At 38.3% G+C, this 23,309-nt stretch carries 19 protein-coding genes and 3 pseudogenes; 9 read left to right on the top strand and 13 right to left on the bottom strand.

The genetic code is table 11. The annotated features are described in order from the left end of the window. Positions 1 to 62: 62 nt before the first annotated feature. The 5 genes and pseudogenes from IPL24_03520 to IPL24_03500 form a co-directional block, all read right to left on the bottom strand. On the bottom strand, positions 63 to 728 hold the full coding sequence (locus IPL24_03520; GenBank protein ID MBK8362761.1) for a hypothetical protein: 666 nt from the start codon (positions 726 to 728) through the stop codon (positions 63 to 65). A gap of 89 nt (positions 729 to 817) precedes the next feature. After that, positions 818 to 2,224 carry an HD domain-containing protein gene (locus IPL24_03515; protein MBK8362760.1) on the bottom strand — a complete coding sequence of 469 codons (1,407 nt, stop codon included), beginning with the start codon at positions 2,222 to 2,224 and terminating at the stop codon, positions 818 to 820. Between the two features lie 77 nt (positions 2,225 to 2,301). Beyond that, entirely contained in the window at positions 2,302 to 2,877 is a 576-nt protein-coding gene (locus tag IPL24_03510) for a threonylcarbamoyl-AMP synthase (GenBank protein ID MBK8362759.1), read from the bottom strand. Then, a pseudogene (locus IPL24_03505) lies at positions 2,874 to 3,866 on the bottom strand (glycosyltransferase family 9 protein). The gene IPL24_03510 and the pseudogene IPL24_03505 overlap by 4 nt, the downstream one beginning before the upstream one ends. A gap of 21 nt (positions 3,867 to 3,887) precedes the next feature. Next, positions 3,888 to 4,694: a 2,3,4,5-tetrahydropyridine-2,6-dicarboxylate N-succinyltransferase gene (locus IPL24_03500; GenBank protein ID MBK8362758.1), complete on the bottom strand. Its 807-nt coding sequence runs from the start codon at positions 4,692 to 4,694 to the stop codon at positions 3,888 to 3,890. Between the two features lie 154 nt (positions 4,695 to 4,848). Between IPL24_03500 and ruvX the strand changes: the two are divergent. From ruvX to IPL24_03485, 3 genes and pseudogenes are all read left to right on the top strand, one after another. Continuing rightward, positions 4,849 to 5,266, top strand: a pseudogene (gene ruvX, locus IPL24_03495) (Holliday junction resolvase RuvX). A gap of 13 nt (positions 5,267 to 5,279) precedes the next feature. Then, positions 5,280 to 5,852 carry a peptide deformylase gene (locus tag IPL24_03490; GenBank protein MBK8362757.1) on the top strand — a complete coding sequence of 191 codons (573 nt, stop codon included), beginning with the start codon at positions 5,280 to 5,282 and terminating at the stop codon, positions 5,850 to 5,852. 214 nt (positions 5,853 to 6,066) lie between these two features. Then, the gene (locus IPL24_03485; protein ID MBK8362756.1) at positions 6,067 to 6,399 is read left to right on the top strand and encodes a tetratricopeptide repeat protein; all 333 of its coding nucleotides are present in this window, start codon (positions 6,067 to 6,069) and stop codon (positions 6,397 to 6,399) included. Positions 6,400 to 6,491: 92 nt separating this feature from the next. Here IPL24_03485 and IPL24_03480 read toward each other — a convergent pair whose 3' ends face one another. Both IPL24_03480 and folP read right to left on the bottom strand, forming a co-directional pair. Beyond that, a complete protein-coding gene (locus IPL24_03480; GenBank protein MBK8362755.1) occupies positions 6,492 to 7,292 on the bottom strand; it encodes a TIGR00159 family protein in 801 nt (266 codons plus the stop codon). A 126-nt stretch (positions 7,293 to 7,418) separates the two neighbouring features. Beyond that, the gene (gene folP / locus IPL24_03475) at positions 7,419 to 8,285 is read right to left on the bottom strand and encodes a dihydropteroate synthase (protein MBK8362754.1); all 867 of its coding nucleotides are present in this window, start codon (positions 8,283 to 8,285) and stop codon (positions 7,419 to 7,421) included. A gap of 91 nt (positions 8,286 to 8,376) precedes the next feature. Between folP and IPL24_03470 the strand changes: the two genes are divergently transcribed. Genes IPL24_03470 through IPL24_03460 form a run of 3 tightly spaced genes read left to right on the top strand, consistent with a single transcriptional unit; the run spans position 8,377 to position 10,050 of the window. Then, on the top strand, positions 8,377 to 8,922 hold the full coding sequence (locus IPL24_03470) for a DUF1599 domain-containing protein (GenBank protein ID MBK8362753.1): 546 nt from the start codon (positions 8,377 to 8,379) through the stop codon (positions 8,920 to 8,922). A gap of 10 nt (positions 8,923 to 8,932) precedes the next feature. Beyond that, positions 8,933 to 9,568 carry a DoxX family protein gene (locus IPL24_03465; protein ID MBK8362752.1) on the top strand — a complete coding sequence of 212 codons (636 nt, stop codon included), beginning with the start codon at positions 8,933 to 8,935 and terminating at the stop codon, positions 9,566 to 9,568. 8 nt (positions 9,569 to 9,576) lie between these two features. Continuing rightward, positions 9,577 to 10,050, top strand: a complete 474-nt coding sequence (locus IPL24_03460) for a hypothetical protein (protein MBK8362751.1) — start codon at positions 9,577 to 9,579, stop codon at positions 10,048 to 10,050. Between the two features lie 214 nt (positions 10,051 to 10,264). Here the strand turns inward: IPL24_03460 and IPL24_03455 are convergent, their stop codons facing one another. Continuing rightward, positions 10,265 to 10,957, bottom strand: coding sequence for an RluA family pseudouridine synthase (locus IPL24_03455; protein ID MBK8362750.1), 693 nt, complete (start codon positions 10,955 to 10,957; stop codon positions 10,265 to 10,267). Positions 10,958 to 11,161: 204 nt separating this feature from the next. Beyond that, positions 11,162 to 11,981: pseudogene (gene panB, locus IPL24_03450) on the bottom strand (3-methyl-2-oxobutanoate hydroxymethyltransferase). 109 nt (positions 11,982 to 12,090) lie between these two features. Here panB and IPL24_03445 point away from each other — a divergent pair. The 3 genes from IPL24_03445 to IPL24_03435 all read left to right on the top strand — a co-directional run bounded on the left by IPL24_03445 (position 12,091) and on the right by IPL24_03435 (position 16,432). Further along, positions 12,091 to 13,098, top strand: a complete 1,008-nt coding sequence (locus IPL24_03445; protein ID MBK8362749.1) for a DUF4249 family protein — start codon at positions 12,091 to 12,093, stop codon at positions 13,096 to 13,098. A gap of 205 nt (positions 13,099 to 13,303) precedes the next feature. Further along, positions 13,304 to 15,220 carry a molecular chaperone DnaK gene (gene dnaK, locus IPL24_03440; GenBank protein ID MBK8362748.1) on the top strand — a complete coding sequence of 639 codons (1,917 nt, stop codon included), beginning with the start codon at positions 13,304 to 13,306 and terminating at the stop codon, positions 15,218 to 15,220. Positions 15,221 to 15,484: 264 nt separating this feature from the next. Next, positions 15,485 to 16,432 carry a hypothetical protein gene (locus IPL24_03435; protein ID MBK8362747.1) on the top strand — a complete coding sequence of 316 codons (948 nt, stop codon included), beginning with the start codon at positions 15,485 to 15,487 and terminating at the stop codon, positions 16,430 to 16,432. Between the two features lie 70 nt (positions 16,433 to 16,502). Here the strand turns inward: IPL24_03435 and IPL24_03430 are convergent, their stop codons facing one another. From IPL24_03430 to IPL24_03415, 4 genes are all read right to left on the bottom strand, one after another. Continuing rightward, positions 16,503 to 18,842, bottom strand: a complete 2,340-nt coding sequence (locus tag IPL24_03430; protein ID MBK8362746.1) for a T9SS type A sorting domain-containing protein — start codon at positions 18,840 to 18,842, stop codon at positions 16,503 to 16,505. 94 nt (positions 18,843 to 18,936) lie between these two features. Beyond that, positions 18,937 to 21,372, bottom strand: a complete 2,436-nt coding sequence (locus tag IPL24_03425) for a TonB-dependent receptor (GenBank protein ID MBK8362745.1) — start codon at positions 21,370 to 21,372, stop codon at positions 18,937 to 18,939. A gap of 506 nt (positions 21,373 to 21,878) precedes the next feature. Further along, complete coding sequence (locus IPL24_03420; protein ID MBK8362744.1) at positions 21,879 to 22,403, bottom strand: methylated-DNA--[protein]-cysteine S-methyltransferase; 525 nt, start codon at positions 22,401 to 22,403, stop codon at positions 21,879 to 21,881. Further along, on the bottom strand, positions 22,390 to 23,307 hold the full coding sequence (locus IPL24_03415) for an EamA family transporter (GenBank protein MBK8362743.1): 918 nt from the start codon (positions 23,305 to 23,307) through the stop codon (positions 22,390 to 22,392). The genes IPL24_03420 and IPL24_03415 overlap by 14 nt, the downstream gene beginning before the upstream one ends. Between the last annotated feature and the right edge of the window lie 2 nt (positions 23,308 to 23,309).

The raw sequence follows: 23,309 nt of genomic DNA, 5'->3' as shown, positions 1-23,309 counted from the left end.
TTATTTAAAATAAAAAACCCTCGGGTAGGAGGGTCTTTATAATATTGTGGAATGTGTGATAATTAAAATTCGTCTTTATCTTCTGAGATACTATCGTCAAGCATGTTTTCGTCGTCAGCGCCAAAATCATCAGCACTTTCCTCTACATCACCCACAGCAGCAACGAAAGTATCATCTTTTTCTTCACCTTCAGGTAATTCGCTTGCATCGATTGCAAGGATGTCGCCATCCGTATCATCCTCGTCGCCATCATCATCATCAAGATCTTCCAGTGAATCGAAATCGTCAGGAATAGGTAAAGCTGCAGCAAGCGTTGTTCCATACTGTTTTGGTGCTTCACCACTTGACTTGATGCATCTTGGGTATTGTGCATATTGGTCCTCGTCACGATTGATCTTGATCAGTTCAATTCGGAACGTCCATAGTCCTGAATCAAACATATAGTAGATCTTTTGATGCGGATCAACAATGAAGTCGCACAAACGAGCATTTTTCATTCGTGCTTTCGTTGCCTCTTCAGCTTCCGAAAGATTTTTGTTAGTGATCTCTTTCCCTTTTTTCCAGTTGTCATCACTCATGTAGAAGGATGCCTGTTTATCACTGTCAAAACCAATTGAATTGTGAATTGACAAATGCAGATCATTAAAAGTCTGAGTTGACTTGATCTCAATATCCCTCACAACTTCTTCGTGGTCTTCTATTATTACTCTTAATCGATACGTTGCCATAGTTATATTCTGTATCTAGCTCAAAAGTAGAAAGAAATCTTTTTAAAAATTTTTATAAAAATTTATCAATTCTTTTCAGAATTTCGAAGTCATTTTTCTGCAAGTCCCAGGTCCTTACTTATTTTTAACATTAATTGAAATGCTTCTTTGTAATCATTTTGGATTTCGCCTTCTAAAATTGCTTCACGAATGGCATTTTTAATAATTCCAACTTCTTTCCCGGGACTGATATTAAATGTTTCCATGATGTGCTCGCCCGTGATAGGGGGCTGCCAGTTTCGGATCCGATCTTTTTCTTCTACTTCTTTTAATTTATCGCTTACTACACGGAAATTATCTTTATATTTTTTTATTTTATATTCATTCTTTGTTGTAACATCGGCATGACATAACATCATCAATGCATCGATGTCATCACCGGCATCAAATAATAGTCGGCGAATCGCTGAATCTGTAACATGTTCTTGTGCAAGGACAATTGGTCTCAAATGTAGTTGAACCAATTTCTCAACGAATTTCATTTTCTCATTTAACGGCAATTTCAGTTGTCGGAAAATGTGCTTTACCATTCGTGCGCCTTTGTCTTCATGGCCGTGAAACGTCCATCCCTGGCCCGGTTCAAAGCGTTTCGTTGCAGGCTTAGCAATGTCATGTAAAATGGCTGCCCAACGTAGCCAAAGATCATCAGAGACCTTAGAGACATTGTCAAGAACCTGCAAGGTATGATAAAAATTATCTTTATGGCCTTGTCCGTTGATGTATTCAACACCATGCAAAAAACACATCTGAGGGAAAATGATCTGCAATATTCCTGTTTTGAATAGTAAATCAAGTCCAATAGAAGGTTTTGAAGAAAGAATGATTTTGTTTAACTCTTCAGAGATTCTTTCACCACTCACAATTTTGATCCGCTCACAATTTTTAGTGATCGACTCTATTGCTGCCTTGTCAATTTGAAAATGCAATTGAGATGCAAAACGGATTGCCCGCATCATTCTTAACGGGTCGTCGGAAAAAGTAATGTCAGCATCCAAAGGTGTGCGGATGATCTTATTCTCCAGATCGCTAACTCCATTGAATGGATCCAGCAATTCTCCGAAATTGGATTTCGTGAGATGAATGGCCATTGCATTGATAGTAAAATCGCGACGCTTCTGATCGTCTTCTAATGTGCCTTCTTCTACAATTGGTTTTCTTGAATCCAGTCGGTAAGATTCTTTCCGTGCTCCAACAAATTCTATTTCTAATCCATCGAATTTGATCATTGCTGTTCCAAAATTCCGGAAGATGTTTACTGTTACATTATCACCTAATGTTTTAGCAACATGCTGAGCAAGATCAATTCCACTTCCCAGTACAACTATGTCGATGTCTTTGGATTCACGTTTAAGAAAAATATCACGTACATAACCGCCTATCACAAAAGCCTGTTGATTCATGGCTTCTGCTTCTTCTGCAATCACAGAAAAGATGCGGTGTTGTAGGTGTTTTTTCATCTGATACTTTTCAGGGGCGCAAAGATAAGTCTATTTTACCTATATAGGAAAGGCGAAAATCGTTTTTGTGCCAATGATTATGGTCTAAGAATCTGAATCAATCCGCCTTTTTTCAGGCTGATAATTGACGAGGGTTGAGCACGTTGACGGTCATCTTTTCTCCAGTTCACAATAAGGTCAACAGATTTTCTTATCTCCTCACTTACTTCCTGAAAAATAGCAGGCGCCGGTTCTCCGCTGACATTTGCAGAAGTAGAAACTAACGGTTTTCTCAAGACGCCAATCAGGTTTTTACAAAATTCATCTTTCGTAACTCTGATTGCTATGCTGCCATCGTCAGCAATAATTTCCGGAGGTAAATTTCTTGCGCCATCATATACAATTGTTAGCGGCTTATCAGTAAACTCAATTAGTGGCCACGCTTGTTCAGGAATTTCTTTTACATAGGTAGAAATTCTTGATTCCATGTCTACAAGCAAGATCATGTTCTTCGATTCTGCTCGTTTTTTTATTTCATATACTTTTTTAACAGCAGCTGGATTGGTTGCATCACATCCTAATCCCCACACTGTATCTGTCGGATATAAGATAACCCCACCGTTCTTTAAAACTGCAAGTGATTTTTTTACTTCTGCTTTTACCTGCTCGTTCATTTTTTTGAATAATATATTTTATTGACCTCAATTGAATGAGCACATTTGAAATGAGTCATTGGGCACGATTTATAACCATGCAATCCGCAAGGTCGGCAATTTAATTTTAAGTCGGTTTCTACAATTCTTGAGTTATCTGAAAGCGGACCAAAACCAAATCGGGGAACAGTTGAACAAAAGACTGCTGTTACCGGAGCGTTCACGGCACTTGCCATATGCAATGGTGCTGAATCGTTCACATAGTTCATCTCAGAAGTAAACATGAGTGCCGTGGATTCCAGAAAGGAAAGTGCGCCGGCAAGATTGACCGTTTTAGGATGACCACTTTTGGCAATGATCTCATCACCTAAACTTGCTTCTGTTTTTGAACCTAACAAATAGATCACTGTTTCCGGTGATTCAGATTTATATTTTTGAATTAGTTCTATCCATTTATAAGCAGGAAAAGTTTTTGTGAACCAGACCGAACCGGGAGATATCGTAATGTATTTTTACCAGCAATGTATTGGAGATATTGTTTTTGTCTACTTGAGAAGGGTATAGTCGCGATTTAGAAATTTTCTGGTCTACCAGATGACCGATCAATGCTTGGTTGCGCTCGATCTCATGAGTTCCATCGCCAATGGTGTGAGGTAATCGTCGGTTGTAAAAAATGCTCATCGGATTTTTTAGCATACCCGAGTTTTTCTTTTGCTCCTGAAAGTGCGGTGAGAATTCCTGTCCCGGCAAATCGCTGAAGATTGATAGCGTAATCAAACTTTTTCGCTCTTACAACTGAGATCAGTTTGCGAAGGTTGTTTAATTTGTTTTCCTTTTTATCCCAGATCAGTACTTCTTTCAGAAAGGATGATTGCTTAAAAGCGTTTCATTTCCTTTTCGTACAAGCATGGTTATTTCAGCATCGGAAATGATGAATGAATTTTTTCTAACAGTGCTGTAGCAAGAATTACATCACCGGTAAAAGCGGTTTGTATGACAAGGAATTTCATTTCTAAATTTCAGTAAACATTCTATGCAGAAACACCATATTCTCTTAATGCTGAATTCAACGAAGTCTTTTTATCGGTACTCTCTTTTCGTTTTCCAATTATTAGGGCACAAGGAACTTGATATTCACCGGCAGGATATTTTTTGGTATACGAGCCGGGAATCACCACTGACTTCGCGGGAACTTTCCCGATGTATTCAATAGGAGAAGGACCTGTAACATCAATAATTTTTGTAGACATTGTAAGAACTACATTCGCACCAAGTACAGCTTCTGATTCAACATGAACGCCTTCTACGACGATACATCGGGAGCCAATGAAGCAATTGTCTTCAATGATCACAGGAGCAGCCTGAACGGGTTCTAATACGCCGCCAATTCCGACGCCCCCACTTAAGTGTACATTCTTGCCAATCTGGGCACAGGAACCAACAGTAGCCCAGGTATCGACCATAGTGCCTTCGTCTACATATGCGCCGATATTTACGTACGATGGCATCATGATCACGCCTTTTGCAAGATAACTTCCATACCGTGCAATACCATGTGGAACTACACGAACGCCTTGGCCTGCATAATCGTTTTTGAGCTTCATTTTATCGTGAAATTCCATCGGTCCGGCATGGAATGTTTCCATTTTCTGTATAGGGAAATATAGAATTACCGCTTTTTTGATCCAATCGTTTACTATCCATCCTGTTGGACTAGGTTCTGCAACACGCATTCTGCCTTTGTCCAGTTCTTCAATGATCTGACGGATACAATCCTGAGTACTTTCTTCCTTCAAAAGCTCACGATTTTCCCACGCTTTCTCTATTATATCTCTCATAAAAAATTCAATTTTCTTGAGAACAAAGGAAAGTTTCCATATCCAAAGTAGCAATACTTTTCTTCTGACTTTTCAGTCAACTATTCAGTGCAATTGTTGATTGAACGGTCAGTAAAAGTGATGCAAAATCATATTTTTCAGTTATATTTGCAAAATGGGAAGAATTATGGCAATTGACTATGGAACCAAGCGAGTCGGTATAGCCGTAACAGACCCTAACAAGATAATTGCTACAGCATTAGATACCGTTCATTCGAAAGACATTATTGAGTACCTGAAGAAATATTTCATTGCTCAGGAGGTAGAATTAGTGGTTATTGGTGAGCCACGACAAATGGATAATACCGCTTCAGAAGTCACTCCCCAGGTCGAACAATTTGTAAAGGCGATAAAGAAAGCATTTCCTGAAATGTCAGGTTGCCCGATTTGACGAGCGATTTACTTCCAAGATGGCCCAACAGGCTATTTTAATGAGTGGTGTAAAGAAGATGGAACGCCGAAATAAATCGTTGATCGATCAGACCAGTGCAGTAATTATTTTGCAATCGTATATGAATGCAAATCAGATTTGAAAATTGAGTTAATATGATTTACCCAATCATCGCTTATGGTGATCCGGTGCTAAAAAAGAAGGCACTTGATATTGATAAGAAGTATCCGAAATTAAAAGAGTTAATTGACGATATGTTCGAGACGATGTATGATAGCAGTGGAGTAGGACTGGCTGCGCCTCAGATCGGACTATCCATTCGATTGTTTGTGATCGATGGTGCACCATTCGAAGAAGATCCTGTTAAAGATTTCAAAGAAGTATTTATCAATGCTGTGATCAAAGAAGAGTCGGGAGTACTTTGGAAATTCAATGAAGGTTGTTTATCAATTCCAAGTGTTCGTGAAGATGTTCAACGGAAGAAAGAACTGTACATTGAATACTACGATGCAAACTGGAAATTGCAGAAGAAGACTTTTGATGGAATGGCTGCACGAATCATACAGCATGAATACGACCATATTGAAGGGATACTTTTTACTGATAGAATTTCGCCGTTAAGACAAAGACTCATCAAGAATAAACTTGCTAATATTTCTCAGGGAATTGTCGATGTAGATTATAAAATGAAATTTCCTATAAAGGGAAAGTACTTCAAAAATAATTAATGGAGATGAAAATTGTCAGGTCACTTTTAATTTTTGTTGTAATACTTTTTTCTTGGAGCATGTTCTTGAAAAGGAGAACTTAATTTCTCAGATAAAACGATTGCAAAACGAGGATTGATCAATGACACTTCTCTGGTAGTAAATCTTGAAAAGGGAAAAGCAGTTAAAGAAATGTATCTGAAATTCGTAGAGCTTTATCCTAAAGATACAATGAGTGGTAGCTTTTTATTCAAAGCTGCAGATCTATCAAATAGTATTACGCGATCCGAATACAACTATTGAAATACTTGGTCGCTTATTGAATAAATATCCGGACCATCCCCGGTGTGCCTCCGCACTTTTTATGCAGGCATTTGTTTATGATACAGAATTACATTCACCTGAATCTGCAAAAGCAAAATACAAAGAATTCGTACAACGTTTTCCAAACGATCCATTAGCCCCAAGTGCCCAAGCTACATACGAACAACTTGAAATGGGAATCAGTGATGAGGAACTGGTAAAGAAGTTTCAGATGATGAATGATTCATCGAATACTTCCAACTAAATTTCATTTCATTCCACTTCATTCCACTTCATTTCACTTCATTTCACTTCATTCCACTTCATTTCACTTCATTCCACTTCATTTATTTTAACCTATTGCTCAAACTCCAACCTCAGATTCTTCTCCAATTCATCCAACGACACATTCAACTGAATTTGTCCCTCTTTAGCAATTGAAATATCACCGGTCTCTTCGGAAACAGCTAATGCAATTGCATCGCTCTGTTCAGTCACGCCAATAGCAGCTCTGTGCCGCATTCCCAGATGAGCGGGTAGGTCAACATTTTCTGTTACCGGTAAAACGCATCTTGCAGCTTTTATTTTATTATTCACGATGATGATAGCGCCATCATGCATTGGAGAATTTTTAAAAAAGATACTTTCAATCAGACGTTGTGATATATCGGCATCCATAATATCTCCCGTATTTGAAAAATATTTTAGTTGTGAAGATTTTGCAAGTACAATGATCGCTCCGGTCCGGCTTTTCGACATTTGTCTGCAGGCTTTTACAATAGCGGAAATATCAAGTGGCGGATTTTTCTGAGTCTGCCAGTTCCATGGCAGAAATTGTTTGGTAAAATTGTTTTTTGATAAAATATTGTTCGTCCCCAACACAATTAAAAATCTCCGCACTTCCTGCTGGAAGACGATGATCAATGCAATAAATCCAAGACTGATGAATTGTCCGAGTATCGTTCCCAGTAGTTCCATGTTCAGGATCTTTACACAGATCCAGTACAATGCATATACTGTAAGTAAACCGATGAATATATTAATAGCAACTCCACCCCGTAAAAGGTTATAAAGTTTATAGAGAAGAAAGGTCACAATAGCAATATCAATCAGGTCGATGAGCCTGATGGTGAGAAAGCCTATGTGGAAAAGGTCCATTTTTTCTTTTTAGTTGAGTAGTAAGTCGTAAGTAGTAATTAGCACAGGATACTAAATTACAATTGCTTTCTTTTTATTTGAGTCCGTTATTCGTTATTCGAATTATGTGTACAAAATTGTCAAATATTATTCAACCTTTCTATATTGTTCGACAAGAGTTATCACCTGTTTTGCTTCAATAACATCATGAACTCTCAGGATGGAAGCATTCTTCAATAGAGCAAGTGTGTTGAGAACGGTGGTACCATTCAATGCATTTTCGGAATTTACATTCAGTACTTTAGTAACCATCGATTTCCTGCTCATGCCGGCAAGTATCGGGAGTCTGAAATTGTTGAAGGCGTGCATATTCTTCAGTAATGAATAATTCTGGTCAATCGTTTTTCCAAAACCGAATCCGGGATCGATAATTATTTGAGTTATGCCCAAAGATTTCAGTTCAGCTATTTTTTTATCCAGATAATTCCATACTTCGAGAACAATATTGATGTTTTCGGATTTGGTATGCATTGATCTCGTAGTACCCGGAATATGCATCAAAACGTATGGCAATTTTAAATCAGCCATCGTTTCAAACATCTTCTCATCATGTGTTCCGCCGCTGATATCATTTATAATTGCAGCTCCTTGGTCTGCAGTTTTTATTGCAATGCCGCTATAGAATGTGTCGACTGAAATGATAGCTTTTGGAAACTCTTTCAGAATGACGGGAATAGCTTTTTCGATACGATTCCATTCTTCAGATTCGCTGATCAATTCGGCACCCGGTCGGGTCGATTGAGCACCTAAATCCAATATATTGGCGCCATTAGAAAGAAGAAATTCAACATGATGCAGTAAACTTTTTTCTGAGGAATATTTACCGCCATCAAAGAAGGAATCCGGGGTTACATTCACTATTGCCATGATTGCAGGTGTTGATAAATCCAGAAGCTGTCCCCGGCAGTTTAAGGATAAATTCATGTTTAAAAATGTATCTTCGCAATCGTTCATAAATGGTCTTAGATCATTAATTTCCGTACGAAAATACACAATCAATTAAGAAATGAAATCAGAAGCCGAAATTTCATTACCGGCAAAAGAAATGACTAAAAGCACTTCAGCTCATTATAACGAGATCATCGACCGTTGCAAAGATCTTTTCATCAATAAGATGAAGGATTATGGCACGGCGTGGCGTATCCTCAGACTGAGTTCAATTACAGATCAGATCTTTATCAAAGCCCAACGCATCAGAAGCATAGAGGAGAAGGGTATCCAGAAAATCAATGATACGATAGACGGAGAGTTTGTGGGTATCATTAATTATTGTGTGATCGCCTTGATTCAAATTGAAATGGGTAGCGAAGAGAATCTTGAAATGCCTGCTTCGGAAGTGACCCGTCATTTTGAGTTTCATGTAAAGAAATCCAAGGAGTTGATGGAAGATAAGAATCATGATTATGGTGAAGCCTGGCGTGGTATGCGTACAAGTTCGATGACCGATCTGATCTTAATGAAATTACTTCGGATCAAGCAGATCGAAGATAACAAAGGCAGTACACTGGTAAGTGAAGGTATTGATGCGAATTATTACGATATAATTAATTATTCCGTTTTTGCTTTGATAAAACTGGAATCAGAAAACTAAAAAGAGGCTTATGAAAATTCTTGCTCAGATCTCGAGATTACTTGTCGGAGTTTTATTTATTATTTCAGGATTTATAAAAGCTAATGACCCGCTTGGTTTTTCTTATAAGCTTGATGAGTATTTTGAAGTATTCAACATGCCATGGCTGAAGTTCGCTTCTCTGGCTATGGCAATTGGGATTTGCGCTTTTGAGATTGGTATTGGTGTAGCGTTATTACTTGGCGCAAAAATGAAATTTACTGTCTGGTCATTGTTATTGATGATCGTATTTTTCACTTTCCTCACTTTCTATTCATGGCATTTTGATGTAGTAAAAGATTGTGGTTGCTTTGGCGATGCATTGCATCTGACACCTTTCCAGTCATTCATGAAAGACATTGTCTTGCTCGTTCTGATCACATTTATTTTTATAAAGCGAAATGAGATCAAACCATTGTTTGGAGAAACAGCATCTACTTATGCTGCCTATGCAGGATTTATAGCTTCATTTTGTTTTTCTATGTATTGCTACATGCATTTACCGGTAATTGATTTCCGTCCGTATGCAATTGGCTCAAGTATTCCGGAAGGAATGCAACTTCCGCCAAATGCGAAAAAAGATAGTGTAGTTATGGTCTTTATCTATGAAAAGATGGAAAACAATTAGAACTCAACATGGATCAATTGTCTACTCTGGATGACACTTATAAATTCATTGACAGAAAAGATAAAGTTATTGTTGAAGGAGATAAACCAAAGATCCACGATTTTACAATCAACTCAGTTGATGGGTCAGATATTACTGAAGATGTTCTCAAACAACCAAGCGTGTTCCTTCTTGTTGCTTACGATATCAAGCACTCTGATGAAGGAGTTCAATCACAGGTAAACGACTTTGTTGCACTTTGTCAGAAAGCAGGAGTAGAGTTCATGGGATTAACAGCGTCTGCTCCAAAAGAAGTTGACGATTTCAGACATCAGCACAATTCGACATTCGATTATTATTTTACTGATGGAACCACTCTGAAAACCATCGTTCGTTCAAACCCCGGTCTTGTATTGCTTCAGAATGGCGTTGTAAAAGGCATGTGGCATCACAACGATTTTCCGACGTTTGATGAGGTGAAAAAAATGTATTTGAACAAATAGTTTAAGAAATGAAGTGAAATGAAGTATAATGAAGTGAAATGAAGTATAAAGAAATATAAAGAAGTGAAATGAAGTATAAAGAAGTGAAATGAAGTATAATGCCGTGCGGATATGGAACAATTTTACTTCATTTCACTTCATTCCACTTCATTCCACTTCATTCCACTTCATTCCACTTCATTTAATTTCACTTCTTTCCACTTCATTTATTTCATTACAAAGTGTGGTCCTGTTTCTCAAAAAACTTCCAGATCGGATCATTCGGAACAGGAGCAGTGATATGAATTTCTTCTTTTTTTACGGGGTGAGTAAAGCGAACATGACGAGCATGTAAGTGTATTGAACCATTTTCATTTGAACGGTCATAACCGTATTTCAGATCTCCTTTTATCGGACAACCGATTGCAGCTAACTGAACACGGATCTGATGATGACGACCGGTGTGTGGCGTGATTTCAAGCAGATAGTAGTTATCAGATTTACCGATTATTTTATAGTCGAGCCACGAACGGGAAGAACCCGGAACTTCATAATCGAAAGCCTTACTTTTGTTTTTGGCTTCATCCTTTTTCAGGTAATGGATCAACGTTCCTCTTTCATCAGCAGGTCTGTTCTTTACAACAGCCCAATATGTTTTCCGGACTTTTTTCTCTCTGAAAAATTCATTCATCCTTGCAAGAGCTTTACTTGTTCTTGCGAAAATTACCACACCACTAACAGGTCTGTCAATACGATGAACTACACCTAAAAAAACTGCACCGGGTTTCTGAAATTTGTCTTTCACATAATCTTTCAAATATTCTGACATCGGCTTGTCACCGGTTTTATCACCTTGAACTATATCGCCGGGTTTTTTATTGACTGCAATAAGATGATTGTCTTCGTAAAGTATTTCGGGAGAATTCATGTTGTCATCAACGCCAACTTCCGGCGCTCTTTTGTGGTCTGTGGTGGTGGATTTCATAGTCTTGAAAAGTACGTTCTTATAAAGTAAAAAGGGAGGATTAATCCCTGATATCTTACATTTTTCATTATCGGCAGCAATTGTTCAATCCATAAATTCAATTCATCAACCTTTGAATATTCGATCCGATTCAGATTAATCCTGGTATCAGTATTGTTCCTTCTCACTCGGGAAATCCTTACTCTTCACGTCTTTTATATAGCTCTCTGTCGCACTTTTGATATCGTCATATAAATTCATGTACCTGCGTAGGAATCTTGGATGGAATTCATGAGTGATCCCAAGCATATCATGTAAAACCAGAACCTGTCCATCGACACCGCCACCGGCACCAATTCCGATGATAGGGATCTTGACTTCCTGAGCAACTTTTGAAGCTAATTGTGCTGGAATTTTTTCCAGTACGAGAGCGAAACAACCACTTTCAGCAAGAATGTGAGCATCTTCTAAAAGCCTGTTTGCTTCAACTTCTTCTTTAGCACGGACAACATAAGTTCCGAATTTATAGATAGATTGTGGAGTCAGTCCTAAGTGACCCATCACAGGTACACCCGCAGAAAGGATCCTTTCAATCGAGTCCTTGATCTCGCGACCGCCTTCCATTTTAACAGCATGGGCGCCGGATTCTTTCATGATCCGGATTGAAGAGTTGAGCGCCTCTTTAGAATTCCCCTGGTATGAGCCAAAGGGAAGGTCTACAACTACCAATGCTCTCTTCACAGCGCGCACTACAGCAGCAGCGTGATAGATCATCTGGTCCAGAGTAATTGGCAATGTAGTTTCATGTCCTGCCATTACATTTGGAAGCTGAATCGCCCACCAGCAGCACGTCTATTCCGGCAGCGTCCAGGATTCTCGCTAATGAAAAATCATATGCTGTCAGCATACTGATCTTTTCACCGCGCTTCTTCATCTCTTGAAGGGTGTTGGTTGTTACTTTTTTATCTTCGGATTTAGCAATAGACATAGGAGTGTTTTTAGCCTTATAAATCAATTGTTCTTAATGAACTGTTAAGGTTGGTCTTCAAAGCTACAAATAGTTCTTTTGAATGATGAAAAAATTTAGATTTGCATTGATGAAAAAAATATTTCTGCTTTCAGCATTCGCCGCTCTTCTGGGTTTATTCAACAGTTGCTCAACAGATTTTGATGTTGCTGCACCTTATAAAGAGATCATAGTGATCAACGGATTGTTAAATCCTTTAGATTCAGTCCATTATGTTCATGTCGGAAAAGCATTTCTGGGAGAAGGAGATGTATTTAAAATGGCACAACAAGCTGACTCAACAAACTATGCTGATATACTTGATGTTAAGTTAGAGAAAGTAAGGTTGAACAATGTTGATTCGACTTTTATAATGCAACGAACTACCGAGATTGCAAAAGATTCCGGTGCCTTTGGATATCCATATCAAGTAATGTACAAGACAACACAGAAGCTTCTGCCCGATGCTACTTATAGAATTGTAGTTACCAATCGTGAGACAGGTGTCACTGCCCGCTCAACAGCAAAGATGCTTAAAGATGTAACTGTAAATTCACCAAATGTTTTATTGAATAACATCATTGACCTTGCATCGAATCCTGTTCCATACCAGGTTATTTATGACTTCACAACCGGTAATTCTTTTCTGCATGATTTTACTATCCGTTTTCATTACCGGGAAATAAGTCCTTCGAATGTTTCAACAGACAAAAGTTTTGATTGGAATTTCAATGAACAGATCCCCGATGAAAGTGAAGTAAAATTTATTTTCCAGAAAAATGATTTCTTTAAGGCAGTAGGAGATAATATTCCTGAACGCGGCCCTGGTTATAAGATCAGACTGGATTCGTTGGCAAACGGTAAGTATCCAATAGAATTTATTATTGCTGAAGCATCAGAGGATCTTGTTACTCACTACAGACTTCAAAATACAAGCGGCGGAATTGTATTAGATAAACCAAGTTTTACTACAGTAGAAAATGGTTTAGGAATTTTCACCGGCCGCCTGCTGCACCGTGAATTTCTCTTCCCTAATGCTGTCACTCAAGCTGCTTTCGACTCCAGTGAATACACCCGTGACCTGAATTTCGAGTTCTGATATAGTTCTTTATTCGTTAAAAGTATTTTTTTTTATCAAAAAAGCGCCGGTCCCAACCAGCAGCATCGTGCCCTTTTGGCACTCTTTTTTCATTTCGAAATCAACGTTTTTTGTCAAAACTGCCAATATTTCTGCCAATCGTCCCATGGCATTAAGATTGACATTGGGCTATCACTAAACAGAAAAATAACAAACACCAGATAACATGAGAAAAGTAATTGGAATTGACTTAGGAACAACAAACAGCTGTGTTTCCGTAATGGAAGGAAACGAGCCTGTTGTGATCCCTAACAGTGAGGGTCGTCGTACAACACCTTCAATCGTAGCTTTCCTGGATAATGGCGAGCGTAAAGTAGGTGACCCTGCGAAACGTCAGGCCATCACTAATCCTAAAAATACGATCTCCTCGATTAAACGATTTATGGGAGAGACATTTGACCGTGTCACAAAAGAAAAAGACCGTGTTCCTTATGAAGTAGTAAAAGGCGACAATAACACACCACGTGTGAAAATTGGCGACCGTATGTATACTCCACAGGAAATTTCAGCATTGGTACTTCAGAAAATGAAGAAAACTGCTGAAGAATATCTTGGCTATGAAGTGTCAGAAGCTGTGATCACAGTTCCGGCTTATTTTAACGACAGTCAGCGCCAGGCAACTAAAGAAGCAGGTGAGATCGCAGGATTAAAAGTTCTTCGTATCATCAACGAGCCAACTGCTGCAGCGTTAGCATACGGTTTGGATAAAGATAAAAAAGATGAGAAGATCGCAGTATTCGATTTAGGTGGTGGTACTTTCGATATCTCTGTACTTGAATTAGGTGACGGAGTGTTTGAAGTGAAATCAACTAATGGTGATACTCACCTTGGTGGTGACGATTTCGATCAGAAGATCATTGACTGGTTGGCTGATGAATTCAAAAAAGATGAAGGTATCGATCTTCGTCGCGATCCAATGGCTCTTCAACGTTTGAAAGAAGCTGCGGAAAAAGCAAAGATCGAATTATCAAGTTCTGCACAGACAGAGATCAATCTGCCTTACATCATGCCGGTTGATGGAATCCCAAAACACTTAGTGAAAACACTTACACGTGCAAAGTTCGAACAGATCTGTGATGATTTGATCCGTCGTACTCTTGAGCCTTGTAAAAAAGCGTTGGCTGATGCGGGAATGAATCCTTCAGATATTCAGGAAGTAATTTTAGTAGGTGGTTCAACACGTATTCCTGCCATTCAACAATTGGTTGAAAAATTCTTCGGTAAAACACCACATAAAGGTGTGAATCCGGATGAAGTAGTTGCAATTGGTGCAGCGATTCAGGGAGCGGTATTAACAGGTGAAGTGAAAGATGTACTTCTTTTAGATGTTACTCCACTTTCATTAGGTATTGAAACAATGGGTGGTGTAATGACTCGCCTTATCGAATCAAATACTACGATCCCTTCTAAGAAAAGCGAAACATTCAGTACTGCATCTGATAACCAACCTTCGGTTGAGATCCATGTATTGCAAGGTGAACGCCCGATGGCAAAAGATAACCGTACAATTGGTCGTTTCCACTTAGATGGAATTCCACCTGCACCGCGCGGTATTCCTCAGATCGAAGTGATCTTTGATATCGATGCTAACGGTTTGTTACATGTTACAGCGAAAGACAAAGCTACAGGCAAATCTCAGAACATCAGAATTGAAGCTTCATCAGGATTAAGCGATGAAGAGATCAAGAAGATGAAAGCAGAAGCAGAAGCAAATGCTGAAACAGATAAAAAAGTAAAAGAAGAAACTGAAAAAGTAAATCAGGCTGATACAATGATCTTCCAGACTGAAAAGCAACTGAAAGATTATAGCGACAAACTTCCTGCAGATAAAAAAGAAGCAATTGAAAAAGCTTTGAACGATCTGAGAGAAGCTCACAAGAATCGTGATATCGCTGCAATCGATACAACTCTTGCTACACTGAATACAGCATGGCAGGCAGCTTCTGAAGACATGTACAAAGCAACTCAGAACGCAGGTCCTGGTGCAGAAGGTCAACCTTCAGCAGATGGCGGTTCACAAGCGAAAACCGACAGCGAAGTTACAGATGTCGATTTCGAAGAAGTGAAAGAGGATAAAAAATAAAAAGATAGAATATATTTTTGGAGGAGAGCCCGTACAGGCTCTCCTTTTTTATTTATATTTATCGCCAATGAACAGCACTTTCATCAGAACAGTTTTATTGATAATGCATGTAATGATAAATTTCGTGATCATTTCTTTGCTCGTCAATTTTGATCTAACCCAGAGCTGGTTTCGGATTGCGGGATTTATAATTTTAGCATTGATACTATTATTCATATTCACAAAACACTTAATTTCATACATAATTTTTATCCGCAACCACACATGATCACCATTCCACTAATCGTATTCGTTGTTACGTTTCTGATCGCAGGTATCATACTGCAGATCTTCAAAAAGAATTCTTATTTCGACGAGACTAATACGTTCAAAATCTTCAAAGCAAAAAAACTGTTGCTTGCTTTGGGAATTGCAATTGTAGCGGTTATAGTAAATCCCATAGATGTTGAAAGGATAGATGCAGGATTTGTAGGAATAAAAGTCAGCAATGTTGGTGACAATCGCGGAGTAGGTAATACCGAATATGTAACCGGCTGGGTGTTTTATAATTCTTGGATCTCAAAAATTTATGAGTTCCCTATACATCAGCAGCATATTGAATATGAAGAAGCAGACATTGTTACAAAAGGTGGATTCAGGGCAACGATAAAACCTTCGTTCAATTATTCCATCAATCCGGGAAATGTAGCGAACATGTTTCAGAACCTCAGAGTTGGTGTAAGGGAAATGGAACATGGCTGGTTGAAGAATGCAATCGTTGGTTCAGTGAATGACGTAGCAAACCGTTATAGTGTTGATTCAATTTTCAACCACCGTGAAGAATTCGAATCTTCAATAGTAAAAGAGTGTAACAAGCGTGTTTCTTTATGGTTCAATGTTTCTCAGTTGAGAACGAATATTGTTCCGCCAACAGAAATTACCGAATCAATCGTAGCTAAGACCCGTGCAATTCAAGAGGTGCAGGTTGCAGAAAATCAAAGACAGGTTGCTGTAGCCGATGCAGAAAGAAAAATTGCAGTAGCACGTGGTGATTCTGCGCAAGCAGTAATTGCTGCATCGGGTAGGGCAGAAGCAATAAAGAAAGAGCAACTATCTTTAACAACTATGTATATTGAATACCTGAAAGTTCAGAAATGGAATGGTGAATTACCGACAACAATGACTGGGCAGAATACAGGGTTTATGATTCAACTTGACAATAAAGCAAAGTGAAAGGTTTTATGTAGATCAAAAAAAATCCTGCCGATTGGCAGGATTTTTTTTTGATCGATGATTTCTTTTATTACAACTTAATGAATCGAGTTACTCCGTAAACATTATTTCCTTTTCTGATCACGAAGTAAACTCCGGTTGGTAGTGAATTAAGATCCATTTCATACCACGCATCACGAACAAAAGATACAGGAACTCTTACAAGTCTGCCCGAAGCATCTGTAATTTCAATTTCGTCTTTTGAACCTGCAGGTCCTGAGATATGGATGTAAGCTTTTTCACTTGCAGGATTTGGAATTACTACAAGATCCGATGGCTTAGCAATCGTAGTTATGTCAGTTGATAGTGCAGGGATACAGCTACCATATACTGAGGCTATAGTTCTTTCTGCATCCTGATTTACGATGTCATTGATGCTGCTGATGCAAATAACTGAATCTGTTAATCCATTGAAATAAATTCTTACTAATTGAGTTGCATTTGGTGATCTCATTATTGAAGAATCTACAACTGAAATTCCAATTACTTCATTGGTAGAAGATTTGAAACGAAGGTCAACAGGGAAGTTTATTGGATTCACGAGACTTACAACAGAGCTGATAGAAGCACCGCTGATCGCGAACTGGAATGATTTTACATTTGCATTCGGAGAAAATAATTCAACATCAAAATAATTATCTACATAATTTACATTGCTGATGGATAATCCCGTAAGGTCACTTGGATTGACGATGTTTCTTGGGAAGTTGCAATGGTTGTGATAGCTTCCACCCGGATGACTATTGTTTCCACGTAAACACCAGTTCATCAATGAAGCATCATAAACGGAAATACTGGAATCACCACTGATATCGTAACAAACAGAAGGAGGAAGTCCGATTTGAATCAGATCCATGTATGTTATAACGTCCATAGAGTCTAATGTAGAATTAGAATATGTGTCGCCATATACTCCGGGACCGTTACAAACACCATTACAATCTCTCTCGCTTGCGCCACCCGGTAATCCTGTACAATCTACATAAGGCTGGCAATTCGGAAGCAGTGTATAAGTCGGTGCACCACCGGCATGTTGTTCAATGTGCATACAAACCTGAAGCGCATTATTTGCAAAGTTTGTTTCATATCTGCCCATTGCATCCGGTAAGTGTTTTGAATTGATAATTACAGCTACACGATAGTCACCTGTTGGTACATCTGTAAGATCCAGCCACTGACATTGTGTTCCTGCACCATATGCATCATAACATCCTGCTGTGATACCCATGTTTCCACAAGTATACTGTCCGAATCCGCAAAGGTCAATTACACAATAACCGTTTTTGTGACCTGATGGAATTTGATTTCCATCTGAATTGAACAGACGATAATCGCCATAGCCTTCATAATGTGCATGGCCGTGGCAATTGTTAGTGTTAAACATACCGGGTTGAGAAGAAGGGCTTCCGATATAATAATCAAGTGTACCGATGTTATTGATCTTCGATGTAAATCTCATTACATATCGGGTACCATAACCTGTTACACAACCTTCATCGACATCGCAAGTTGCAGCGGTGTGCGAAGTTATCTGCAAACTGGTGATGAATGACATTGAGTCGATCTGAAGATCCGGTCCGGCACAAAGTGGATTTGGCGGATAGATGCAACTGCCATCATCGATGACAGCTACCGGATTAAAATTACATGATAATGGATCCATACAACCCTGGATCTGGCTGACATATTCTAATTTAAAATCAATCGAACCTGTACATGAATTCAAAGCATCTCCAACACGGATAAGGTATGTTGTTCCTGCAAAAAGTGCAGTATTCATGTCAGCCTGTAAACCACAAGCATTGTCATCATTGTATGCATAAGTTCCGGTAGCATTATCCTGATAAGGAATTGTCGGACAACTAGTGTACATCCAGATCTGTGTATTGCACGTAGCGAGTCCGCAAGTACTTAAGTTATATGTTCCCGTTGCTGTCGGAGTGAAGCTGAACCAGGAATCTTCAAAAACTCCTGTGTAGGTTCCTGTATCGATTGGAAGTGCATTAGTGCAAAAGCTTCCGGCCGGGCAGTTAATAGCAAACTCATACTGAAATCCAAAGTTTGTTCCGCTACCTACTAAAATTCCATTCACATAAACAAAATATCCTCCGGGACTGTTTATTCCATCTCCGAAAATATCATGGATGGTAAACATATCACATTCATTATCTGCCAGACAAATCGTATCGCCATCTGAGCCACCGAGGGCTACGACATTTCCGGTGTTATCAGTAATGGTCCAGGAAGTTTCAGTCGGATGAGTATCCGGAATGATCTGCACGATGATTTCAGAAAAACCGGGTGCACATTGTGAGTATCCGGTTACTGAAATGGCACATGCAATAATTAATGAGAGTAGGATTTTTTTCATTTGAATTAGGGGTTAGAGGGAATAAAGATATAAATAAAAAAAAAACGGCAAAATCTTCTTTTGCCGTTTTTAATTGAAAATACCTGTAATTAACCTATTTTTTTGAAAATTCGAGTGGGACTATCACTTTGAAGTTTATATTTCTTCCCATGTTAAAGATTCCCGTTTGTCCGGTTACCGGATTTTCAGGAGCATACTTTAACCTGCTCAAATGACTTTGGTAAGCAACATCACCTAAATTGGTAACATTAATATATGCTGATAATAGTTTCTTCTTTTTTATTGTCACGTCGGTTCCAATCCCTGCGTGGAATAAATTATAACCGGGTGTTGAAGTCTCAGTATTGAATGCAGAATAGATTTTGTCCTGCTCAAAATAATAATCGATGCCAATTTTAAAATAACTGTTGCTGATCACCTTCGACAATTTTTTCGCTGTGAATTTTAATTCTGAAGTTACCTTCATTGGTGGCGTAAAGGGAAGATATTTCGTACTGTCAGGTTGATCCTTCTGTTGAGCATCTACTATGGAAAGAGAATTTTCAAAGTGCAACCAGTCGAATGGATGTGGATGCAGATCGATCAGGATCTCGCCACCTTTCAATAAAGCATCACCTGATGAATAGAGGAATACAGAATTTCCATCCCGGAGAGAATCAGTTCCGCCAGAAGTAGAGAGCTTTGATAGAAAAATAAAATTATCAATAGAATTTATAAATCCATCGATCTCTATACTGACATGATCTGTGTTGAAGCCCAATGAAAGATCTACTTGCCGGCTTTTTTCAGCTTTCAATTGAGTGTTTCCGATTTCATATCGTATAGTGCCTTCATGTACACCGTTAGCGCCGAGCTCAGCAATATTCGGAGCTCTGAAACCAAAGGAAATATTGGCTTTGGTATAAAAGTTCGGATTGAAATTCCAGGCCATTCCGGCACTTCCTGTTAATCCGGAAAATGTGGTAGTAAAAGAATTAAAACGGTGTTCTGTTGAATTATTTTCATTTGTAGAAATTCCGTTTGCATCCAGATAAAGATCTTCACCATTTAATTTCCGCGAGTCGTACCGGATCCCTGCGCTGACATCGATCTTATTAAAATTTCTCGCTGCAATTGCAAAAATACCACCATCGAATAAAGTGTAAGCGGGGACAAGATATTCAGTGCCTTTATTCAAAGAGTTTTGTAACATTCCATTCAAACCTGTTGTGAAATTGATCTTTTTATATTCAGGAAAATGATATTTAAGTTCGTAATTAAAAGTACTTAGTTTAAAATAAAGTCCGTAATCATCGGGACTTGTGATCTCAGCAAATTCTTTTCTTTCGTTTAACTGATATCCGAAAACACTCTTCAGAGTTCCCTGACTGATGATCATACTGTTATTCAGAACGATCTTATAATGATTTACTTTTTGAAAAGGAACATTCGATGAATAAGACTTGAAATCGGAATCGCCTGCGATAACTTCTTCAATTGTTGAATCATTTATTGCAACGGGCTTAATAAATTTTCCACTGGTAGCATCGCGTTCGCCTTCTGAAATTCCCGGGATCAAATTAAAGTAACTCAAATGCAAATGAGAAAAGCCCCAGGATCTGTTTATCCCCAGAATTGTTTGAGCAGCATATTCTTTGTATCCGGAATTATATACATAGCCGTCATATTTATTTTTGTAAGCGTGTGCTGCTTTATTGCTGAATCGTGCATCCCAGACAAAGCCTTTTAAATTTCCTTTACTATTCGCGGAATATCCATATAAACCGTTGTTAGTCTGAAATTCAGAGATCAACTCACCCGTAATTTTTCCTTCAGCAAGAGAAGGAGCAGAGATCATATTGATAACACCTGCCATTGCATCGGATCCGTACATTAAAGAAGCAGGTCCTTTGAGAATTTCAACTTTGTCAACACTATATTCGTCTATTTCAATTCCATGTTCATCGCCCCATTGCTGTCCTTCTTGTTTTATTCCATCATTGATAACAATTACCCTGTTGTATCCAAGCCCTCTGATGACAGGCTTAGAAATACCACTACCGGTTGTGATCTGGGAGATGCCCGGTTGTGAAGCAAGAACATCGATGATATTGGAGGAAGAGTTTTCTACGATCAGCGACTTTTGAATGACAGTTATTGGTGTCGGTGTTCTGTTTTTCTCAACAGCATTTGCGGAACCTGTAACAACAATTGCATTTATCTCTTTAACTGCTGTTTCAAGTTTAACATCTATACTTCTTGTTGTTGAAAGATCAATTGTAGTAATGTAATTTTTATATCCAATCAGACTGAATTGAAAAATTAGTTTTTTGTCTGGCAGGTTCTCAATTCTGAATTCTCCGTTTATATCTGTGATACTTCCGGTTTTCAAATCGGGAATATATATCGTAACTCCCGGAATTTTTTCTCCTGTAGATTTGTCTGTAACTGTTCCTGTTAATTTTATTTTTTCGCCTGATGCAGCTGCGTTTAGATATCCAAGCAGCAAACACGCACATACGATTCCGTATAGAAATGACTTTGCTTTCATTTTAATGATTTTAATTTGTTAGAAACTGATGAGTTATATTTCTGAATTCCGGTAGCATAACTATGAGGGAAATATCCCTATGAAGCATGAATGCTCTAAAGCTTAGTTTGCTTTAAAAGATCTGCTTATAACGGAATTAAAGAAATTGAATCATAAAAAAGTACTAGCAAATTGGCGGCCCTCTTAATGCGAGAGTCGTTACTTCAGAATAAAAAAGTGAATGTGTTTTAAGTGTTTGATATGGAAATATAAAATACCCTATTGCTTTTACTTCAGGTTTAAAAATATCAGAATAGTATGTTGTGAAAGAGAAATCGCAAATTGAACAATGATGTTCAGATTCATGAAAATGATGAACATTTTTTTCGGTGCAATGAAAATCGCCTGCATGAGAAAGCTGATGTAACGTTTCTCCGACAGTTGGAATCAGAAATACGAATAGAAATAAAAATGAAAAGAAGATCTTTCCCCGATTCAGCATTCAGCAAAAGTACAATATATTATAATCAAAACAATGACACTTGTCCTGCATTCAGTGATCCTTCGTGTTCAAGTAACCATTTTTTACGCCATAGTCCCCCTGCATATCCGGTTAAAGTACCATCTGAGCCAATTACACGATGGCATGGAATGATGACTGCGATTGGATTTTTCCCATTTGCACTTGCTATTGCCCGTATCGCATCAGGTGATTGAAGATTTTCTGATTGGATTTTGTACGTTTTTATTTTACCAAAAGGTATTTCCTGCAATGAATTCCAGACAGATTTCTGAAAACCTGTTCCAAAAGGTGAGAGTGCAATGTTAAAAATTGTTAATTCCTTTTTAAAGTATAGGTCTAATTGGTGTTGAGTTGTTTCCAGGATCTCATTATTCCCTTCGCAGAATTCTTCTTTAAATTTTGAAGCAATTGCTTTCAATTTTTTATCCGGATTGGAATCGTCTTCAAATTCTGCAAAGCAAAGTCCTGATTCATTTGAAATCAACAGGATCTTACCAATAGGGCTTTCGATAATTTTATAATGCAGCATTTTGCTTTGCCAGTTTTGTTTTTCTTGCTTTATAAATCGTGTGCAGGACAACTGTGACCAGAATAATAACTGCTCCTGTTATAAATCCGCTATTCATTAAGCGCCCTTCGTTTGCAAATAGAATTGCAAGTATAATTCCATAAATAGGTTCAAGGTTCAATGCAAGTCCCATCGTATATGCAGAAACTTTTCTTAATGCCTGTAAAGATAGTATCCAGGTTAATACTGTACAAAACAAGGATAGGATCAACAAATAAAATAAGTCTGACCAGTCAGGAATCAGTTTCGAACTGTCAGCAAATAAAAAATAGACCGGAAGAAGCAATGTGAGAAATCCGAATCCGAATGATAATTCTATGAAGCTAATTGTAAGAGTTTCATATTTTCCGGCTATACGTTTATTGAATGTTGAAAAGAGTGCACTTAAGAATGCACTTATCAGTCCAAGAATAATTCCTGTAGAAGCAGTAACATCAGAATTGTAAATGGTTGAAATTCCCGTAACGGCCATTGCGCTAAACAAGATCTCGACAAAATCAAATGGTGCTTTGTTGATCAATGGTTCAAGAATAGAGGAGAAGAGTGCAATGGCGGAAAGACAGATCATTGCAACAGAAATACTGCTGGCTTTTATTGAACCGTAGAATGCGACCCAATGCAGCATAACTAAAAAACCAATTGCGCCGATCATCCAGATCTCGCGGGTTTTTATTTTGGGAAAAGATTTTCTGTAATAAAATATTCCAAGTATGGCCAGGCTACTTAAGAGCATTCTATACCATACTAACATGCCTTCATTAAGGTGGATCTTCTGGCCCAGCAGGCCCGTGAATCCCCATAAGAAAATGGCAAGATGCATTTTCAAATATGCTGTTCTGATCCCGGAATCTTTTTGCTTTTCCATGA

Source organism: Bacteroidota bacterium (assembly GCA_016711505.1).
In the GTDB taxonomy this organism is placed as follows: Bacteria; Bacteroidota; Bacteroidia; order AKYH767-A; family 2013-40CM-41-45; genus JADKIH01.
The sequence above is the reverse complement of the archived record's forward strand: the minus strand, read 5'-3'. Positions and strand labels throughout refer to the sequence as shown.

Excerpts from the sequence above, each read along its gene's own strand:
- IPL24_03455 (MBK8362750.1), bottom strand. The coding sequence starts at position 10,957 with ATGAATTCTCCCGAAATACTTTACGAAGACAATCATCTTATTGCAGTC.
- IPL24_03415 (MBK8362743.1), bottom strand. The coding sequence starts at position 23,307 with ATGGAAAAGCAAAAAGATTCCGGGATCAGAACAGCATATTTGAAAATG.
- IPL24_03425 (MBK8362745.1), bottom strand. The coding sequence starts at position 21,372 with ATGAAAGCAAAGTCATTTCTATACGGAATCGTATGTGCGTGTTTGCTG.
- IPL24_03470 (MBK8362753.1), top strand. The coding sequence starts at position 8,377 with ATGACTAAAAGCACTTCAGCTCATTATAACGAGATCATCGACCGTTGC.
- folP (MBK8362754.1), bottom strand. The coding sequence starts at position 8,285 with ATGAACGATTGCGAAGATACATTTTTAAACATGAATTTATCCTTAAAC.
- IPL24_03490 (MBK8362757.1), top strand. The coding sequence starts at position 5,280 with ATGATTTACCCAATCATCGCTTATGGTGATCCGGTGCTAAAAAAGAAG.
- IPL24_03430 (MBK8362746.1), bottom strand. The coding sequence starts at position 18,842 with ATGAAAAAAATCCTACTCTCATTAATTATTGCATGTGCCATTTCAGTA.
- IPL24_03500 (MBK8362758.1), bottom strand. The coding sequence starts at position 4,694 with ATGAGAGATATAATAGAGAAAGCGTGGGAAAATCGTGAGCTTTTGAAG.
- IPL24_03515 (MBK8362760.1), bottom strand. The coding sequence starts at position 2,224 with ATGAAAAAACACCTACAACACCGCATCTTTTCTGTGATTGCAGAAGAA.
- IPL24_03420 (MBK8362744.1), bottom strand. The coding sequence starts at position 22,403 with ATGCTGCATTATAAAATTATCGAAAGCCCTATTGGTAAGATCCTGTTG.
- IPL24_03520 (MBK8362761.1), bottom strand. The coding sequence starts at position 728 with ATGGCAACGTATCGATTAAGAGTAATAATAGAAGACCACGAAGAAGTT.
- IPL24_03510 (MBK8362759.1), bottom strand. The coding sequence starts at position 2,877 with ATGAACGAGCAGGTAAAAGCAGAAGTAAAAAAATCACTTGCAGTTTTA.
- IPL24_03445 (MBK8362749.1), top strand. The coding sequence starts at position 12,091 with ATGAAAAAAATATTTCTGCTTTCAGCATTCGCCGCTCTTCTGGGTTTA.
- IPL24_03435 (MBK8362747.1), top strand. The coding sequence starts at position 15,485 with ATGATCACCATTCCACTAATCGTATTCGTTGTTACGTTTCTGATCGCA.
- IPL24_03480 (MBK8362755.1), bottom strand. The coding sequence starts at position 7,292 with ATGGACCTTTTCCACATAGGCTTTCTCACCATCAGGCTCATCGACCTG.
- IPL24_03460 (MBK8362751.1), top strand. The coding sequence starts at position 9,577 with ATGGATCAATTGTCTACTCTGGATGACACTTATAAATTCATTGACAGA.
- IPL24_03465 (MBK8362752.1), top strand. The coding sequence starts at position 8,933 with ATGAAAATTCTTGCTCAGATCTCGAGATTACTTGTCGGAGTTTTATTT.
- dnaK (MBK8362748.1), top strand. The coding sequence starts at position 13,304 with ATGAGAAAAGTAATTGGAATTGACTTAGGAACAACAAACAGCTGTGTT.